Consider the following 17,973-nt stretch of genomic DNA (forward strand, 5'->3'; position numbering starts at 1 on the left):
CCAGAATTTCCGCTTCTGAAAATTCCTATCAGATTACCGGGAGATTTACCGCAAATTTGCCGGAAAAGCGTATTGATTTTCATAAATTTATATGGTATTCTAAAAAAGAGTGGCTTAAACAGGTCGCTTTCCGAAACAGTTTCATCATTTCCGCTGTTGCGGAAATGGTTAATCCGTACAAATTTAAAGAAAAGAGGTTAAGAAACATGGCACAAATCGATTTAAGCAAGTATGGCATTACCGGAACTACTGAGATTGTTTACAACCCTTCTTATGAGGTACTTTTTGAAGAAGAAACAAAACCGGAGCTGACAGGCTATGAAAAAGGCCAGGTTAGTGAGCTTGGTGCAGTGAACGTTATGACAGGTATCTACACCGGTCGTTCTCCGAAAGACAAATTCATCGTTATGGATGACAAGTCTAAGGACACTGTATGGTGGACTTCTGATGAGTACAAGAATGATAACCATCCTGCTACTCAGGAAGCTTGGAAATCAGTAAAAGAGCTGGCAATCAAAGAGCTTTCAAACAAGAAGCTGTATGTTGTTGATGCTTTCTGTGGTGCAAACAAGGATACCCGTATGGCAATCCGTTTCATCGTAGAGGTAGCTTGGCAGGCACATTTCGTAACAAACATGTTCATCAAGCCAACCGCTGAGGAGCTTGAGAACTTTGAGCCAGATTTCGTTGTTTACAATGCTTCTAAGGCTAAGGTAGAGAACTACAAGGAACTGGGTCTTAACTCTGAGACAGCTGTTATGTTCAATATCACAAGCAAAGAGCAGGTTATCGTAAATACATGGTACGGCGGAGAGATGAAGAAAGGTATGTTCTCTATGATGAACTACTTCCTTCCACTGGATGGCATGGCTTCTATGCACTGCTCCGCAAACACAGACCTTAACGGAAAGAACACTGCAATCTTCTTCGGTCTTTCCGGTACAGGTAAGACAACACTTTCCACAGATCCTAAGCGTCTCCTGATCGGTGATGATGAGCACGGCTGGGATGACAACGGTGTATTCAACTTCGAGGGTGGATGCTACGCTAAGGTTATCGACCTTGATATCGAGTCTGAGCCGGATATCTACAATGCGATCAAGCGTAACGCTCTCCTTGAGAACGTAACTGTTGCAGATGATGGAAAGATTGATTTCGCTGATAAGAGCGTAACAGAGAATACTCGTGTTTCTTATCCAATTGATCATATCAAGAATATTGTACGTCCTATCTCTTCTGCACCGGCAGCAAAGAACGTTATCTTCCTTTCTGCAGATGCATTCGGCGTACTTCCTCCAGTATCTATCCTGACTCCGGAGCAGACACAGTACTACTTCCTGTCCGGATTCACAGCAAAGCTTGCAGGTACAGAGCGTGGAATCACAGAGCCAACCCCTACTTTCTCTGCTTGCTTCGGTCAGGCATTCCTGGAGCTGCATCCTACAAAGTATGCAGAGGAGCTTGTTAAGAAGATGGAAGCAAACGGTGCTAAGGCATACCTGGTTAACACAGGATGGAACGGAACCGGTAAGCGTATCTCCATTAAGGATACTCGTGGAATCATCGACGCAATCCTGAACGGTGATATCGTAAACGCTCCTACAAAGAAGATCCCTTACTTCAACTTTGAGGTTCCTACAGAGCTGAACGGTGTTGATACAGGAATCCTTGATCCTCGTGATACTTATGCTGATGCTTCTGAGTGGGAGGCAAAGGCTAAGGATCTTTCCGAGAGATTCATCAAGAACTTCGCTAAGTATGAGGGTAATGAGGCAGGTAAGGCACTTGTTGCTGCAGGTCCTCAGCTGTAATCATTCCGCTGAAATGCGATAGTTTTTGCAACGTATAAAGAAACGGGTGTCCCGAATCCGGGACACCCGTTTTTTTTGTATAGAAAAATGCCCTAACAATCCGACAGAGTTTCGCTTGCGAAACTCTCCGCCTGCGGCGGGTCGCAGGAAAGCGACATCTTCCTATCCGCCGCAGTGCGATCCTCGCGGAGCGTTTTTTACTTTATAGGAAACGAGCAGTTCCTATAAAGTAAAAAACCGGCTCCATGCAAATGCATGAAACCGATTTATAAAAATCACCGAAATTTATATTCGATTATTTATTGTCTGGTGTATGCCACTCCCAGTCACGAACCTCTTCCAGATCCTGACCGTACTCAGCGATGTACTGCTTGTGCTCTACAAGCTTGTCATTCATCTTCTGGATCAGGTAAGAACCACGGTTTGCAAGCTGTGGCAGATGCATGATCGCATCCTTTACGAGATTGAAACGGTCAATCTCGTTCTGAACTCTCATATCAAATGGAGTTGTAATGGTACCTTCCTCCTGATAACCATGAACAGATACGTTCTGGTTGTCACGGCGATAGGTCAGCTCGTGAATCAGTGTTGGATAACCATGGAATGCAAAGATCACTGGCTTATCTGTTGTGAAGATTGCATTGTACTCGCTGTCACTCAGTCCATGAGGATGTTTATGATTAGACTCCAGCTTGAACAGATCGACTACGTTTACCACGCGGATCTTCAGCTCCGGAAGCTCATCACGAAGGATGGTAACGGCAGCCATTGTCTCCAGTGTCGGTGTATCACCGCAGCATGCCATAACGAGATCCGGCTCCTGACCCTCATCGTTACTAGCCCACTCCCAGATACCAACACCCTGGGTACAATGCTTTACCGCCTGCTCCATATTGAGCCACTGATAACTTGGATGCTTTGATGCAACGATCGCATTGACATAATTCTTACTCTTTACGCAGTGATCGAAGCAGGATAACAGACAGTTGGTATCCGGTGGCAGATACATACGAACAACGTCTGCTTTCTTGTTGGCAATATGATCAAGGAATCCCGGATCCTGATGTGTAAATCCGTTATGATCCTGCTGCCATACATTGGATGTCAGGATGAAGTTCAGAGAAGCGATCGGGCGTCTCCATGTAAGCTGATTGCAGACCTTCAGCCATTTTGCGTGCTGTGCAGCCATGGAATCTACGACACGGATAAATGCCTCATAGCTTGCAAAGAAGCCGTGGCGTCCTGTCAGCAGATAACCTTCCAGCCATCCCTCACACATATGCTCGCTGAGCATACCATCCATAATACGTCCGTTTCTTGCCAGACAGTCATCAGAGTCAAGAAGCTCTGCATTCCAGTCTCTGTTCTCTGCCTCAAATACCTTGTACAGACGGTTTGACATACTCTCATCCGGTCCGAAGATACGGAAGTTCTGATTTTCTTTATTTAATACGAAGATATCGCGGATATATCCACCAAGCTCGATCATATCCTGAGCCTTTGTCTTACCCGGATCTACCTCAATGCCATACTCACGGAAGTCCGGAAGTCTTAAATCCTTCATCAGAAGACCACCGTTTGCATGTGGGTTTGCTCCCATTCTTGCATCTCCCTTTGGTGCCAGCTCAGCCAGCTCAGGGATCAGAGTACCCTTCTCATCGAAAAGCTCCTCCGGACGATAGCTCTCAAGCCATGACTTCAGAAGTGACAGATGCTCTTCCGGCTTCTCCATTGTGATCGGTACCTGATGTGCACGGAAAGATCCCTCGATCTGCTGTCCGTCTACAACCTTAGGACCCGTCCATCCCTTTGGTGTACGAAGAACGATCATTGGCCACTTTGGACGCTCCGGATCATTGTTCTTACGTGCATTCTCCTGGATCGCCTTGATCTTCTCAACAGCCTGATCCATAGCCTCAGCCATAAGCTTATGCATTGTCATTGGATCATCACCCTCAACAAAGATCGGCTCCCAGCCGCAGCCTACGAAGTAGCTCTCGATCTCCTCATGAGAGATACGGGAGAAGATTGTCGGGTTACTGATCTTGTATCCGTTCAGGTTCAGAACAGGCAGAACAGCACCGTCTGTGATCGGATTCAGGAATTTATTGGACTGCCAAGAGGTAGCCAGAGGACCTGTCTCAGCCTCACCATCACCAACGATTACTGTGGCGATGAGATCCGGGTTATCAAATACAGCACCAAATGCATGTGCGATGGAATAACCAAGCTCACCACCCTCGTTGATGGAACCCGGTGTCTCCGGTGCACAGTGGCTAGGCACACCACAAGGGAATGAGAACTGCTTGAACATCTTCTTCATACCCTCTTCGTCCTGGCTGATATTTGGATAGATCTCACTGTAAGATCCCTCCAGATATGTGTTGGCGATCATAAAGTTTCCGCCATGTCCCGGACCGGATAAAAGGATCATATCGAGATCGTAACGCTTGATAACACGGTTACAGTGTACATATACGAAATTCTGTCCCGGGACGGTTCCCCAGTGACCTACGATTTTCTTTTTAATATGATCCATGGTTAATGGCTCTTTCATCAGCGGATTATCCAGCAGATAAAGCTGTCCGGCAGACAGATAATTGGCAGCACGCCAATATGCATCGATCTTGTCCAGCATCTCCTGAGATAATGGCTGTTTCTCAAGACAAGTATTTTCTGACATTTGTTACCTCCCTAAATCATTTGTTTTTTCCGTCCGCTAGTTTACCATATTTCGCCTGTGATTACAAGGAAAAAAGGCATCTCAAAACGTAGAACTTTCACGCTTTGAAACGCCTTTTTATGGCATATTTGCTAAAGTTTTCTCATTTGTTATCCTTAATGCTCATACCATCCGACGATTCCCGGTGTCAGATTGATATTGATCTGCTTTACCTCCTGATACTCCTCCATGCCATGGACACCAAGCTCCCTGCCGATACCACTCATCTTATAGCCGCCCCAAGGTGCCTCATTGAAGGTTGGATTGTAGCAGTTGATCCATGTGATTCCGGCACGGATCTCATTGATCACACGGTGGGCTCTGGTAATATCTGAGGTAAATACTGCAGCCGCTTTAACTCTAGCTGCATCTGCTTACGAAGCTTTAAATCCAGCGCACCTAACGGCTCATCCAGAAGAAGTACCTTCCCCCTCCACTCGTATGGAACCTGTCGTCGGCTCCTCAAAACCCGCGATCATTGGAAGGGTTGTCGTCTTTCCACATCCGGAGGAACCGAGAAGTGTTAAAAACTCTCCTTCCTCCACCTGCAGGTTGAGATCCTTCACCACATGATTCGTTCCATATATTTTATTGACGTCCTTAATATCAAAAAGAGGCCATTCGAAATTCGAACAGCCCCTTTGCTTGCGAATAATATACTACAATAAAACCAACACTTCAATGCCATATTTTCCCCATTTTTCTACTTCTTTCAGGTAATCATCTACTCCTGTTCCTTCACTAATTTAAACATTTGTACCCTGTTGCGGATACCTAATTTGCGGTAAATATTTAAAATGTGCTTCTTCAGAGTATTCACCGTGATAGATAACTGGTCACAGATCTGCGCATTCTCCATCCCCTGCAGCAAAAGCCCCAGGATCGTCTGCTCCCGCTTCGTCAGGTTATACTTTCTGACCGCCTCCGTCATAGTCAGCTTCTCCTGTGCTGTCATCTGATGAGTCCTTTCCTGATAAAGCCGGTACGCCATATGATCCTTGAGCATGTCCATCAGAAAAACATCTTCGTAGGTAAAGTCCTCCTTGCCGATGGTGCGGTATAATGTCACTACACCTAAGAAGGACTTATTCCTGCCAAAAATCATCTGCATGGCATAATGCCAGTTATTTGGCTGGTAAACCCTCCTGTAATACTCCGTATTGACTCTTTTTTCATCCGATATAATATCTGTCTCCCGGTAAACCATGCTGCGGCCGCTGAACATAATCCCCCTGCTGTAATCAATACTTTCATAAATATCCGACAGATCCTCATCACAATTAAAATAAACCGGCCGTTCCAACCGCTCTATCTCCTTTGCCGATGCAAGATAAAAATCAGCACTGTCAAAGTCAATCACCGTCTTGATCTGTTCCAGAAACTGTCTGCGCATCTCGTCAAAATCATTTGTCGTATAGATCTTATAAATAATACTGTTGAGTACAAGCCAGTCATTTGTTTCAAAATTTTTCATTGGCTGCCACCTCCCAAAAATTCAGAAAATAAAAAGTACGCAAAGAAGCGAACACATCTTTGCGTACTTAATTTAAACTATGTAATTATGTATGAAGTATAACACAAACAAGGTACTTGTCAAGTGTTATTTACTAAGAATTCTGTCCAGAAGTCCTGTAGACTGCAGGAACAGGATCACCATGATCACCGGCATAACAAATTTGATCATCACAATATAAAGCTGCTTTCTGGAGAATTTACCATTGGGATGCTCCATCTCCTCAATAATCCACTGTGGCTTCACAAGCCATCCAACCAGGATCGTAGAGAAGATCGTAATAAACGGCATCAGGAAGCTGTTACTGATATAATCCATAATATCTAAAAGCTGTCCTGTGGTTCCGTTTGGAAGCGGAATCTCCAGATAAAAGAGACTGTAGCCCAAAGCGATCACAGCGGTTGCCGCCAGATAGATCACACCTAACACCAGTGTCGTTTTCTTCCGCCCTGTATGAAAGATCTCCATACAATTTGCAGTAATCGACTCCAGCACGGAAATACATGAGGTCAGTGCCGCAAATGCTGCCAGCAGGAAAAATACCAGACCGATCACTCTTCCGGCAGTCCCCATGGCATAAAACGTCTTAGGAAGTGCCACAAACATCAGGCTTGGTCCTGCAGACATACCATCCATACCGGAAAATACATAGATTGCCGGTATGATCATAACACCTGCCAGAAATGCAACAACCGTGTCCACAACCTCAATCTGGGCAACAGACTTGTTCAGATCCACATCCTTCTTTACATAGGAGCCATAAGTGATCATAATGCCCATCGACACACTCAGAGAAAAGAACAGCTGACTCATCGCATCCAGTGTGACCTGTAGAAATCTTGAAACCGTCAGGCCCGACACATCGGGTATAATATATACCTTCAAGCCATCCAGACCTGTCCGTACTACTCCATCTGCTCCCTTTGATTTTAATGTCAGAGAGAATATTGCAATACACACTACCATAATAAGCAGCACCGGCATAATAAACTTACTGCAGCGCTCAATACCGCCCTCTACGCCATTGTAAACGATCAAAGCCGTTACCAGCATAAAGATCAACCCAAACCATACCGAAGAGGTATTCGTAATAAAGCTTGTAAAATAAGAATCCTTCGCTGCATCCCCACTGGCTCCGGTGAGAAATACGATAAAATACTTCAGGATCCAGCCACCGATGACCGCATAATATGTCATGATAAGCACCGGTACCATAAAGGTCAGAAATCCCAGCTTTTTCCAACCGGGACGCATGCTCTCATATGCCCTAATGGCACTCTGTCCCGTCTTACGTCCAATGGAAATATCCGTTGTCAACAAGGTAAAACCGAAGGTAAGCACAAGCACCAGGTAAATGATCAGAAATAATCCACCACCGTCTCTTGCTACCAGATAAGGGAAACGCCACAGATTTCCTACACCTACAGCACTTCCTGCTGCTGCCAGAACAAATCCGATCTGGCCACTAAAACTACTTTTCTTTTTCAATTTTTCTGCTCCTTTTACATTATTTCCGTTAAAAACTGATAAAACCCATTGTACCATATCCCCAAAAGAGAATCAACGAATATCCATTACAAACATTTTTTATCATAAAACAGGGCAGAAGACAATCCATTCACAGATCGTCTTCTGCCCGATTTCAACGCCTTCCGCTCATTACAATAAAATCCCGGTATTTACTTTGACTCCATACTGACTACAGTAAAATCCAGACCTTCGATCACATCCCGTATTACGGAATCATCCATCACTTGGTAAATGGATACGACCGCTGTCTTTTTGTTCAGATTAACCTTTGCCACGACTCCGTCCAGTTCATCCAGATGCTTCTCAATCCTGTTTTTACAGTTCTGGCAATGCATTCCTTCGATATGCACAGTAATCTCCCGCAGCTTCGGTCCGTCGATTTTCTTTTTCACCGGTTTTTCCTTCGGACCGCCACAGCAATCTCCTTCCCCTTTCATATGCTTCCAGGTACTGGTGATTGCCGGAATCAGTACTATGATCAGAATGACAACGATTAAAAGTGTTTGTGCATTCATGACATCATCCCCTTTAATCTTTGCATTATTTTTTTACAGATTTCTTTTTGTTGGACATACATGAGCGTGTACAGGATCCTGCTGATGGGCATCCAATACAATGTACGCCTCTTTTCTTCTCTTTGTGAATGTACCAGACCGCAGAACCCACGATCACAACCAAGAGTACAATTAAAATAATGTTAGCAAGCATACCTGACATAACTCATCATCCCTTTCTGATCATTAATCCAGCTGATACTCCGTATCAATGGCTCTGTTCGCCCTCTGGATCAGATATACGATAACTGCTGCAAAAATACATACTGCGATCAGACCGCCAACAAATCCTGCTCCAAGAGCACCTGTTGTGATCAGTGTACCAATCTGGTATACCAGGAAACCAACGGTAAATCCGGTTGCCAGCTGGAGACAGATACCTGCAAACAGCCACTTACCACTCTGCATCTCAGAGTTCATCGCACCAAGTGCTGCGAAACAAGGTGGTGTATAAAGGTTGAACATCAGGTATGCAAGAGCTGCTACCTTTGTGATACCCATAGCCATTGCTACCTTGTTACCACTACCTACCAGTGCAAGCTCATCTGTATCGATAAAATTGGTCAGTGCATAAACGGTTGCAAGTGTACCTACTACGTTCTCCTTAGCGATAAATCCTGTGATGGATGCTGCTGCAAGCTGCCATGCTGCGATACCGACAACAGGGATAAGAAGTGTTGCGAACGGTCCGGCAATGCTTGCAAGGATAGAAGTACTCTCTGCACCCTCTGCAACAACCTGCAGCTTCCAGTTGAAGGACTGCATGATCTGAACAACAGTATTACATACAAGGATTACAGTACCGGCTTTCTTAATATAAGCTTTACCACGGTTTAACATAGATAAACATCCAATTTTAAGACTAGGTACTTTATACTCCGGAAGCTCGATAATGAAGAATGACTTTCTGTACTTCATACCGGTAACCGCCTTTACCAGAAGAGCTCCTAAGAGGATCAAAAGAATTCCCACAAAATACATTAAAGGTCCTACCCATTTAGAATGCGGGAAGAATGCACCGGTAAACAGTGCAATAACAGGAAGCTTAGCACCACAAGGCATAAAGGTTGCTAACATCGCTGTGGTTCTACGCTCTCTCTCGTTACGAATGGTACGGCATGCCATGATAGCCGGGATACCACAGCCGGTACCGATGATCATTGGGATAACGGATTTACCGGAAAGACCTACTCTCTTAAAGATCGGGTCAAGAACGACAGTTGCACGAGCCATGTATCCACAATCCTCAAGAAGAGCGATCAGGAAGTACATAACCATTACGAGTGGAAGGAAACCAACTACGGCACCTACACCACCAATGATACCATCAACGAGTAACGCATACAAGAACGGGTTTGCATTCTCAAGAAGTCCGCCAACCCAGTTCTGGAATGTCTCGATCCATCCTACAAGGATATCTGCCAGCCATGTACCAAGTGTTGACTGTGATATGTAGAATACCAGAAACATAATTGCTGCAAAAATGATAAGTCCGGATACCGGATTTGTCAAAACTGCATCGATCTTATCTCCGACATTCTTCTCTTTTGTAAGAACCTTACGATTCTCAACCTGCTTTACGATTGCATTTACAAACTCGAAACGCTTGCGGTCAGCAGCTTCTACTTCCTTCTTATCATGAAGATTAATGTCACCCTGTACATATGGTGCTTTCTGTCCGGCTCCTTCCAGATCAGCAGCCGTCTGGATCACTTCCTTCAGACCAGTGTCTGTTGTAGATGTCGTCTTGATCACAGGACAGCCAAGCTTCTCAGACAATGTCTTCTCATCAATCTTATTGCCCTTTTTCTCATTGATATCACTCTTATTCAATGCAACAACAACCGGAACTCCCAACTCCAGAAGCTGTGTTGTAAAGAATAAGCTACGGCTTAAGTTTGTTGCATCTACGATATTGACGATCACATCCGGATGCTCATTTTTTACATAACCACTTGTAATACTCTCCTCAGAAGTAAATGGTGACATAGAATATGCACCCGGAAGATCGACTGCGATCAGCTCCTTAGAACCATTGTAGTGATCTTTCTTGACCGGATACTCTTTCTTATCTACGGTAACACCAGCCCAGTTACCGATTTTTTCATTTCTTCCCGTTAATGCGTTGTACATAGTGGTCTTACCACTATTGGGATTACCGGTTAACGCAATTCTCATAAAGAAACCTCCTTAATCAAACTATGTGTTATAGTTTTTAATTGTATGATTATATTAAAATAGCTTTCGCTAGATCAATATCAATGTTGTAGCGTCCGTCCTTAATCGACACAACGCAGTTGTTCTTTTTGCGCGATACAACCGTGATCGGCTCACCACTGTAGCATCCCAGTGAAAATAAGAATGATTTCATTTCCTCATCACTGGTTGAAATATCCTTGATCATGTACTCTGTTCCCAAAACTGCTTCATCAAGACTCATAAATAAATCCTCTCTTTACTTTGTAATATATAACTATGCTTATTCTCCGCTACCTCAAATTAGTAGTATCTATTGTGTATCAGTCTGTACTCTCTTTAGTTAGAAATCTCTAACCACCAAATAATCTAATACAAAATGCCCTCTTTGTCAATAAGTTTTAGAAAGATTCTCAATAAAAGTTCTCACTGGCACCACATATAGCAGTAAAAAAGGGAAAAACCGGCAATCCGGATGGAACTATATATTTATAAGTAATATTCCATCTGAATTGCCGGTTTTCTAATACGGCTGTACTATTTCTTCTGTCCCAGTATCACCTGAATCAGAGCTTTGTCTAACATCAATGTCCGGTTCCACGGATTTAATATAATCCCCTGTATTTCCTCTGTCTGTACTGCCTGGGTAAATAACTGCCCTATATCTGTCAGAAAAGTTGACTTTACACTGTCACTGCCCTTTAGCTCCTCCTCAAAGCTTGAAAATACGGTCCACCAGCTCTGTCCATTCTCCGTCCGGACTGCCTGAATCCGAAGCTGGTCATCCCCTTTCGGCGGTTCCACCGCAATGATGAACTGACCACCTTCCCGCATTCTCTGACGTATTACTGTCAGGGTGTGCGCCAGACGCTCCGGAGAAGCCTCCTGCTGCAAGCCTGCAATGGCAGCCTCGATCCGCTCATTTTCCTGAAGTCCCGGATCTGTCTCCTGATTTCTCTGATTTCTTTGATTCCCTTGATTTTTCTGATCGGTCATATTTTCCTCGTTGTTTAATCTCCTTTTTTAAGTTATTACATTTATTAGTTTACCACAAGATTGGTGATCCAGACACCTTTTTTCACCAGAATATGTCCAGCCACCACCTTGACCAGATCCGCAGACTGCACCAGTGCGTATACCGCCAGCACCGGAAGTGCCGTATAACTGCACAATGCAAACGCAAGACTGACGGATACCACCCAGGTAAACACGCTGTCAAACAAAAAGGTGATCACTGTCTTTCCACCGGAACGAAGGGTAAAATAAAAAACATTCAAAACTCCCTGTATCGGAAAGAATACTGCTGTGATAATAATAAACCACTGTCCTAAGTGGCGTACCTCCTCTGTGGTATCGTACAATGATGGAAACACCCTGCCAAGACTTCCCACCATCAGATTATCCACAAGACTCACCGCATTGGTAATACCGTTCTGGATCATCATCGGTACTGCCAGTGTCAATGCCTTTTTATATACAGAGCGTTCTCTCATATCTGATTATCTCCTTCAAAATCATTCTTCCGTGTTTATGCACACCACTATCATTTGAGGCGTTTTTCAAGCATAACATAATCTTAATCCGGAGACAATAGCATTATATACTTTTCAGGACAAAAAAGAGATAGCGGTCGGCCAGCGCTATTATAACAACAAAAATCCGGCCGGAGCCATAAATTGCCCCAGCCGGATTTTTATTGGGATCTACCCATTTTATTTATATAGGAGAATTTTACACATGTTCTTTGAATTACCGGACTGCCTTAAATGCCTCGGCAAGATCCTCGATGATATCATCGATGTGCTCTGTACCGATAGAAAGACGGATGGTATTTGGCTTAATACCCTGATCCAGAAGCTCTGCCTCGTTGCACTCTGAATGTGTGGTAGATGCAGGATGGATTGCCAGGGACTTCACATCTGCTACGTTGGCAAGCAGAGAGAACAGCTCCAGCTGATCGATGAAATCCTGTGCCTTCTTTGCATCACCCTTGATCTCAAAGGTAAAGATAGAACCGCCGCCATTAGGAAAATACTTCTTGTAAAGCTTCTGCTGCTCCGGATCCTCTGATACCGATGGATGATTTACCTTTTCAACCAGTGGCTGATCCTTCAGGAACTGTACTACCTTCAGAGCATTCTCAACGTGACGCTCTACACGAAGAGATAATGTCTCAAGACCCTGCAGGAAGATAAATGCATGAACAGGAGAAAGTGTTGCACCCATATCACGAAGAAGGATGGCACGAATGTATGTGACAAATGCTGCCGGTGCGCAGTCCTTTGCAAAGCTTACACCATGGTAAGATACGTTTGGCTCTACCAGCCATGGATACTTGTCGCTGGAGGTCCAGTCAAAGTTACCGCTGTCTACGATCACACCACCGATAGTTGTACCGTGGCCACCGATGAACTTTGTTGCAGAATGGATCACGATATCCGCACCATACTCGATCGGACGTACCAGATAAGGGGTTGCAAATGTATTATCTACGATCAATGGAATATTATGGGAATGTGCAATATTTGCAATGCGCTCAATATCAACCACCTCAGAATTTGGATTACCCAGAGTCTCAATCTCGATCGCTGTGGTGTTCTCCTTGATGGCTGCCTCAATTCCTTCATAATCAAATGGATCTACGAAGGTTGTCTCAATGCCGTAATCCGGAAGAGTATGTGCCAGAAGATTATAGGTTCCACCGTAAATATTCTTAGCTGCTACAATATGATCTCCTTTATGTGCTACTGCCTGGAATGCATACGTAAGTGCTGCTGCACCACTACCTACTGCCAAAGCTGCCACACCGCCCTCAAGAGCGGCAATTCTCTGCTCGAAGGTATCCTCGGTCGGGTTTGTTAATCTTCCGTAAATGTTACCAGCATCTCTGAGACCGAAACGATCTGCTGCATGCTGGCTGTTATGGAATACATAAGAAGATGTCAGATAAATCGGTACTGCTCTTGCATCTGTCACCGGATCCGCCTGCTCCTGTCCTACATGAAGCTGCTTTGTTTCAAATTTTAATTCTCTCTCTGAATATGTCTTTTTGCTCATACGATAATCCTCACTTTCTATGTTCTTTTTCCCTCGATAAGCTATGTTTGTTTTCCTATCGGTTTACTATGATTTTTAAGATGTACCTATCATACATCCATATTCCTACTTTGTCAATAGGAATATGGATATTTTTTCAAATTTTCTTTGAAATCGTTCTCAGCGCACACTTTTTCCGAACATAGATTTGTCAAACCCCTGTAAAATCAACGCTTTGATGCTTCCTTCATAAGACGTTCCAGATCTTCGTATTTCTCTATCTCATTGACGCGCCGGCGAAGAGACGCTGATCCCGGATATCCCGCCGTATACCAAGCAACATGTTTCCGCATCTCCCGCATTGCCATAAGCTCACCCTTACATTCAATGAGCATCCGCGCATGGCGAAGGATCATTACCACCATCTCCTCATGAGACGGCTTCTCCTCTTCCTCTCCTGTTGCCAGATAATGGCGGATCTGATGAAACAGCCATGGATTGCCACGAACACCCCTGGCAAGCATCAGGCCATCACAGCCGGTCTGCTTCAGACAAGCCGCCGCATCCCCCGGCGTAAAGATATCTCCGCTGGCGATCACCGGAATATCCACGGCTTCCTTGACCTGACGGATAATGTCCCAGTCTGCCTTTCCACCATAATACTGTTCCCTTGTGCGTCCATGAACTGCAATCGCTGATGCACCACAGTCCTCCATACGCTTTGCAAACTCTACCGCATTACAATCCTCCGCGCCAAACCCTTTTCGGAACTTCACCGTGACTGGCTTCCGGATCCGTCTGCTAATGGCCTTCACGATCTCGCCTGCAAGAACAGGATCCTTCATCAGGGCCGATCCCTCTCCGTTATTGACCACCTTGGGCACCGGGCATCCCATATTAATATCAAGAATATCAAAATCCCTGTGCTCAATCTGTGCTGCCATCTCTGCCATCAACTCCGGCTCCGAACCAAACAACTGCAACGCCAGTGGACGTTCCTTTTCCTCCGTCATCCAGAGCAGCTCTGTATTTTTATTCTTGTAATAAATGCCCTTGGCACTGATCATTTCCGTATAAACCAGATCGGCTCCCTGCTCCTTGCATAACAGACGAAATGGCAGGTCTGTTACCCCTGCCATTGGTCCTAATACAAGCTTTCCGGGGATCTGTACCTCTCCAATTCGAAATCCCTGATCCTCCATAATAATCTTATATTCCTTTCTCCACCCACACACTTTTGTGCTGCAGGTATACGATTCGCCATCTTTTACGCCCTTTTCTGCTTATCAAAGATAATCTGCAGACCCTTCAGAGTCAGATTACTGTCATAGATATCAATTTCCTCCGTATAATCTGAGATCATTTTTCCAAGTCCACCGGTCGCAACAACCTTGATATCCTTAAGCCCTGATTCCTCTTTAATCTTATCGATAATATACTGGGACTGTCCCACGGTTCCAAGGAAAAGTCCCGCCTGCATTGCCGTGATCGTATCCTTTGCCACCACATGCTCCGGACACTTGATCTCGATTTCCGGCAGATTTGCCGTATCGTTCCAAAGAGCATTGGCTGAAATCTTCACACCCGGACTGATCACTCCTCCCAAAAAAGCTCCGTCCCGGGTCACCAGGTCATATGTTGTAGCTGTACCATAATCTGCTACAATGATCGGTCCTCCATATAAAGTATGTGCCGCAACTGCATCCACAATCCGGTCCGGTCCAACTTCTTTTGGATTAGCTGTTTCTATCCGTATTCCGGTCTTGATCCCGGCTCCCACAATGATCGGATGGCATCCCAGGTATTTGATGATACCACTGTTAAATGAATACATGATCTTTGGCACAACAGAAGCCACAATCACCTGATCAATGGAATCTGCCGAAAACCCCTTTCTCTCCAAAATATCACAGATCATGCTGCCGTATTCATCAGATGTTCTTGATATCCGCACTGAAAAATGAAAACGTGTTACCATTTCATCTCCATCAAATACGCCAAAGGTTATATTTGTATTACCTACATCTACCGCTAATAACATTGCCTTTCCTCCTGTATTTTTATGCAATGACCTATCATCTGTATCGTGTTGTAAATCTCACCCGGTACTACTCACACTATTCGCTTAATAGACCACTGATATCTTCTTTTAAAAAGAATGCCTTGTAGTACAGCTCCAATGCTTCCAAAAGTTCCTGCTTCTCCCTCTGGATCTCCTTGATCTTTAATACACTGCCGATCTCATCAAAGAAGTAATCGTCCTCCTCCGAGGTAACGTGGAACAACAGGTTTCCCTCCTCATCAAAGCGAAGGGTCAGAATGCCTCCCACGTCCGCTGTATACAGCACGCACATGATCTGCAGTTCCTCCTGAATCGTTTCCGGCAGCTTTGCAAATTTCGGATTGAGATAATACTGCTTTTTGTAGGCATTCGCTACACTGAGTATCACCATCCCGTCTACTTCCGGTGCCGGCTGCAGAATATCATCATCAAATAAATCGTCCATTGTCTCTTCCTTCTTTTATTATTTTAAACGTATCCGTAAACGCCTCGTACAGACACCTCTCCGGATACAATCTCCTTCATGCCCTCATCCGTATCTACTAACAATGCCCCGGAAGAAGTAATTCCTCTGGCAATTCCCTTCTGCATCTTCTCCGGATCTGCTTCCTCCGCCATGCCATAAAGCACCAGAACCTCCTGGTCCTTATTGACCAGCATCTGGTCATATTCCTCCAACAGCAGAGATAAGTCTCCTGTCTCCAGATATTTTCTGTAATAATCTGTAAAAGCATTCATCACCGCTGCGATCAACGCATTCCGGTCTGTCTTCCGTCCGGTTTCCAGATAAATAGAGGTTGCCCGGTCAGCAAGCTCCTCCGGAAAGCTTTTCGTATTGGCATTGATCCCGATCCCGGGTACCGCATAGTGAATATAATCCGGCTCCGAACTTGTCTCCGTCAGAATACCACAAACCTTTTTGCCATGGATGACTACGTCATTGGGCCATTTGATCCCGGTCTCCAACTCACAGCACTCCCGAATTCCCTTTGCCACCGCCATAGCTGCCACCAGCGTCACACTTGCTGCCTGCTGCGGCTTCAGCCTTGGTCTGAGGATCAAACTCATCCATATCCCGATGCCAGGCTCTGAAGCCCACCCCCGGCCTCTACGGCCCTTGCCTGCCGTCTGCTCCTCAGCAACCACCAGAGTTCCCTCCGGCTCCCCAAGCTCCGCAAGCTGCTTTGCTCTGGTATTTGTCGAGTCCACCTGCTCCAGGCATTCTACCTTGCGGCACAGACAATCAGCTTTCAAACGGCTCTCAATATCCGCTCCTACCAGCTTATCTGCTGACTCCACCAGACGATATCCCTTTTTGGGCTGGGACTCAATCTGATAGCCTGCCTCTTTCAGCTGTGTTATATTTTTCCAAATCGCCTGCCTCGAAACGCCCAGTTTTTCGCACAAAACCTGACCGGAGATATAATCCTCTCCTGCCCCCCGAAGCATTTGAAGTATTTCCTTTTTCAAAAAATCACTCCATTATTATTTTCTCGTTGGCTCTAATGTTGCCGTCATAACCGCCTTGATGGTATGCATACGGTTCTCTGCCTCGTCAAAGACTACAGACGCCTCTGACTCAAACACCTCGTCTGTCACCTCTAGCTCACTCATACCAAATTTCTCATAAACCTGTCTGCCAATCCCTGTTTCCAGATCATGAAATGCCGGAAGGCAATGCATAAAGATTGCCTGTGGTCCTGCATTTTCCATTACCTTTTTATTGATCTGATATGGAGAAAGGGCTTTGATACGCTCTGCCCATACCTCCTCCGGTTCACCCATGGAAACCCATACATCCGTATAAAGCACATCTGCGCCCTTCGTGCCGCTCTCTACATCCTCTGTCAATGTCACAGAACCACCGGACTCCTTCGCATACTCACGACACAGTGCCACCAACTCCTCATTTGGGAAATAATCCTTTGTGGTACATGCCACAAAGTGCATGCCCATCTTAGCGCAGGCGATCATCAGGGAATTTCCCATATTGTAACGGGCATCTCCCATATAAACCAGCTTCACACCCTTTAATCTGCCAAGGTGCTCCTGAATGGTCAGAAGATCTGCCAGCATCTGTGTCGGATGATACTCATTGGTCAGACCGTTCCATACCGGTACTCCGGCATATTTAGCAAGCTCCTCCACAATGCTCTGCTCAAAGCCGCGATATTCAATACCATCAAACATTCTGCCAAGCACACGAGCAGTATCCTTAATACTTTCCTTCTTGCCAATCTGTGACCCCTGAGGATCAAGATATGTCACCCCCATGCCCATATCGTGGGCAGCCACCTCAAAGGAGCATCTTGTTCTGGTACTTGTCTTTTCAAAGATCAGGGCAATATTTTTTCCCACATAATTATTGACCGGGATTCCCTTTTTCTTTTTGTCCTTTAACTCTGCAGACAACTCCAGCAGATATGTAATCTCCTCCGGGGAGAAATCCTTTAATGTCAAAAAGTTCTTACCTACTAAGTTCATTATCGTTTCCTGCCTTTCTCTGTTATTTATCCTTACGAATCAATTCATAATAAACGGAAAATTTC

General features: G+C 45.0%; 17 protein-coding genes and 1 pseudogene. 1 reads left to right on the top strand and 17 read right to left on the bottom strand.

All coding sequences use genetic code 11. From position 1 onward, the window contains the following. Window positions 1-206: 206 nt before the first annotated feature. Entirely contained in the window at window positions 207-1,811 is a 1,605-nt protein-coding gene (gene pckA, locus H8704_RS05065) for a phosphoenolpyruvate carboxykinase (ATP) (RefSeq protein WP_118676408.1), read from the top strand. Window positions 1,812-2,106: 295 nt separating this feature from the next. On the opposite strand, the gene H8704_RS05070 is transcribed toward pckA, so the two are convergent. From H8704_RS05070 to argF, 17 genes and pseudogenes are all read right to left on the bottom strand, one after another. Next, window positions 2,107-4,494, bottom strand: coding sequence for a phosphoketolase family protein (locus H8704_RS05070; RefSeq protein WP_249297566.1), 2,388 nt, complete (start codon window positions 4,492-4,494; stop codon window positions 2,107-2,109). 155 nt (window positions 4,495-4,649) lie between these two features. Further along, complete coding sequence (locus tag H8704_RS05075; protein WP_022465362.1) at window positions 4,650-4,844, bottom strand: aldehyde dehydrogenase family protein; 195 nt, start codon at window positions 4,842-4,844, stop codon at window positions 4,650-4,652. Between the two features lie 135 nt (window positions 4,845-4,979). Beyond that, window positions 4,980-5,138: pseudogene (locus H8704_RS14225) on the bottom strand (ATP-binding cassette domain-containing protein); the annotation flags it as partial. A gap of 119 nt (window positions 5,139-5,257) precedes the next feature. Continuing rightward, window positions 5,258-6,007 (bottom strand): helix-turn-helix domain-containing protein, encoded by a 750-nt coding sequence (locus tag H8704_RS05085; protein WP_249297567.1) that lies wholly within the window; start codon window positions 6,005-6,007, stop codon window positions 5,258-5,260. Between the two features lie 126 nt (window positions 6,008-6,133). After that, a complete protein-coding gene (locus H8704_RS05090; RefSeq protein ID WP_408611190.1) occupies window positions 6,134-7,591 on the bottom strand; it encodes a sodium-dependent transporter in 1,458 nt (485 codons plus the stop codon). A gap of 134 nt (window positions 7,592-7,725) precedes the next feature. Then, window positions 7,726-8,091, bottom strand: a complete 366-nt coding sequence (locus H8704_RS05095) for a heavy-metal-associated domain-containing protein (protein ID WP_022465366.1) — start codon at window positions 8,089-8,091, stop codon at window positions 7,726-7,728. Window positions 8,092-8,116: 25 nt separating this feature from the next. Next, entirely contained in the window at window positions 8,117-8,293 is a 177-nt protein-coding gene (locus H8704_RS14365; RefSeq protein ID WP_334299398.1) for a FeoB-associated Cys-rich membrane protein, read from the bottom strand. 23 nt (window positions 8,294-8,316) lie between these two features. After that, entirely contained in the window at window positions 8,317-10,308 is a 1,992-nt protein-coding gene (gene feoB, locus H8704_RS05105; protein ID WP_249297568.1) for a ferrous iron transporter B, read from the bottom strand. A 49-nt stretch (window positions 10,309-10,357) separates the two neighbouring features. After that, entirely contained in the window at window positions 10,358-10,570 is a 213-nt protein-coding gene (locus tag H8704_RS05110) for a FeoA family protein (protein WP_249297569.1), read from the bottom strand. A gap of 293 nt (window positions 10,571-10,863) precedes the next feature. Further along, on the bottom strand, window positions 10,864-11,322 hold the full coding sequence (locus tag H8704_RS05115) for an SseB family protein (protein ID WP_249297570.1): 459 nt from the start codon (window positions 11,320-11,322) through the stop codon (window positions 10,864-10,866). Window positions 11,323-11,366: 44 nt separating this feature from the next. Further along, complete coding sequence (locus H8704_RS05120) at window positions 11,367-11,819, bottom strand: MATE family efflux transporter (RefSeq protein ID WP_249297571.1); 453 nt, start codon at window positions 11,817-11,819, stop codon at window positions 11,367-11,369. Window positions 11,820-12,075: 256 nt separating this feature from the next. Continuing rightward, window positions 12,076-13,383 (bottom strand): O-acetylhomoserine aminocarboxypropyltransferase/cysteine synthase family protein, encoded by a 1,308-nt coding sequence (locus H8704_RS05125; RefSeq protein WP_022465371.1) that lies wholly within the window; start codon window positions 13,381-13,383, stop codon window positions 12,076-12,078. A 206-nt stretch (window positions 13,384-13,589) separates the two neighbouring features. Further along, a complete protein-coding gene (gene dusB, locus H8704_RS05130) occupies window positions 13,590-14,564 on the bottom strand; it encodes a tRNA dihydrouridine synthase DusB (RefSeq protein WP_249297572.1) in 975 nt (324 codons plus the stop codon). A 65-nt stretch (window positions 14,565-14,629) separates the two neighbouring features. After that, the gene (locus H8704_RS05135) at window positions 14,630-15,403 is read right to left on the bottom strand and encodes a type III pantothenate kinase (RefSeq protein WP_118676364.1); all 774 of its coding nucleotides are present in this window, start codon (window positions 15,401-15,403) and stop codon (window positions 14,630-14,632) included. Window positions 15,404-15,479: 76 nt separating this feature from the next. Further along, window positions 15,480-15,815, bottom strand: a complete 336-nt coding sequence (locus H8704_RS05140) for a DUF6145 family protein (protein WP_118676412.1) — start codon at window positions 15,813-15,815, stop codon at window positions 15,480-15,482. 77 nt (window positions 15,816-15,892) lie between these two features. Then, a complete protein-coding gene (locus H8704_RS05145) occupies window positions 15,893-16,894 on the bottom strand; it encodes a biotin--[acetyl-CoA-carboxylase] ligase (protein ID WP_249297573.1) in 1,002 nt (333 codons plus the stop codon). 15 nt (window positions 16,895-16,909) lie between these two features. Next, window positions 16,910-17,908, bottom strand: a complete 999-nt coding sequence (gene argF / locus H8704_RS05150; protein ID WP_022465376.1) for an ornithine carbamoyltransferase — start codon at window positions 17,906-17,908, stop codon at window positions 16,910-16,912. Between the last annotated feature and the right edge of the window lie 65 nt (window positions 17,909-17,973).

The sequence above is a fragment of the Jutongia huaianensis genome (assembly GCF_014384985.1).
GTDB classification, from domain to species: domain Bacteria; phylum Bacillota; class Clostridia; order Lachnospirales; family Lachnospiraceae; genus Jutongia; species Jutongia huaianensis.

Excerpts from the sequence above, each read along its gene's own strand:
- pckA (WP_118676408.1), top strand. The coding sequence starts at position 207 with ATGGCACAAATCGATTTAAGCAAGTATGGCATTACCGGAACTACTGAG.
- H8704_RS05070 (WP_249297566.1), bottom strand. The coding sequence starts at position 4,494 with ATGTCAGAAAATACTTGTCTTGAGAAACAGCCATTATCTCAGGAGATG.
- H8704_RS05085 (WP_249297567.1), bottom strand. The coding sequence starts at position 6,007 with ATGAAAAATTTTGAAACAAATGACTGGCTTGTACTCAACAGTATTATT.
- H8704_RS05090 (WP_408611190.1), bottom strand. The coding sequence starts at position 7,591 with ATGGTACAATGGGTTTTATCAGTTTTTAACGGAAATAATGTAAAAGGA.
- H8704_RS05095 (WP_022465366.1), bottom strand. The coding sequence starts at position 8,091 with ATGAATGCACAAACACTTTTAATCGTTGTCATTCTGATCATAGTACTG.
- H8704_RS14365 (WP_334299398.1), bottom strand. The coding sequence starts at position 8,293 with ATGTCAGGTATGCTTGCTAACATTATTTTAATTGTACTCTTGGTTGTG.
- feoB (WP_249297568.1), bottom strand. The coding sequence starts at position 10,308 with ATGAGAATTGCGTTAACCGGTAATCCCAATAGTGGTAAGACCACTATG.
- H8704_RS05110 (WP_249297569.1), bottom strand. The coding sequence starts at position 10,570 with ATGAGTCTTGATGAAGCAGTTTTGGGAACAGAGTACATGATCAAGGAT.
- H8704_RS05115 (WP_249297570.1), bottom strand. The coding sequence starts at position 11,322 with ATGACCGATCAGAAAAATCAAGGGAATCAAAGAAATCAGAGAAATCAG.
- H8704_RS05120 (WP_249297571.1), bottom strand. The coding sequence starts at position 11,819 with ATGAGAGAACGCTCTGTATATAAAAAGGCATTGACACTGGCAGTACCG.
- H8704_RS05125 (WP_022465371.1), bottom strand. The coding sequence starts at position 13,383 with ATGAGCAAAAAGACATATTCAGAGAGAGAATTAAAATTTGAAACAAAG.
- dusB (WP_249297572.1), bottom strand. The coding sequence starts at position 14,564 with ATGGAGGATCAGGGATTTCGAATTGGAGAGGTACAGATCCCCGGAAAG.
- H8704_RS05135 (WP_118676364.1), bottom strand. The coding sequence starts at position 15,403 with ATGTTATTAGCGGTAGATGTAGGTAATACAAATATAACCTTTGGCGTA.
- H8704_RS05140 (WP_118676412.1), bottom strand. The coding sequence starts at position 15,815 with ATGGTGATACTCAGTGTAGCGAATGCCTACAAAAAGCAGTATTATCTC.
- argF (WP_022465376.1), bottom strand. The coding sequence starts at position 17,908 with ATGAACTTAGTAGGTAAGAACTTTTTGACATTAAAGGATTTCTCCCCG.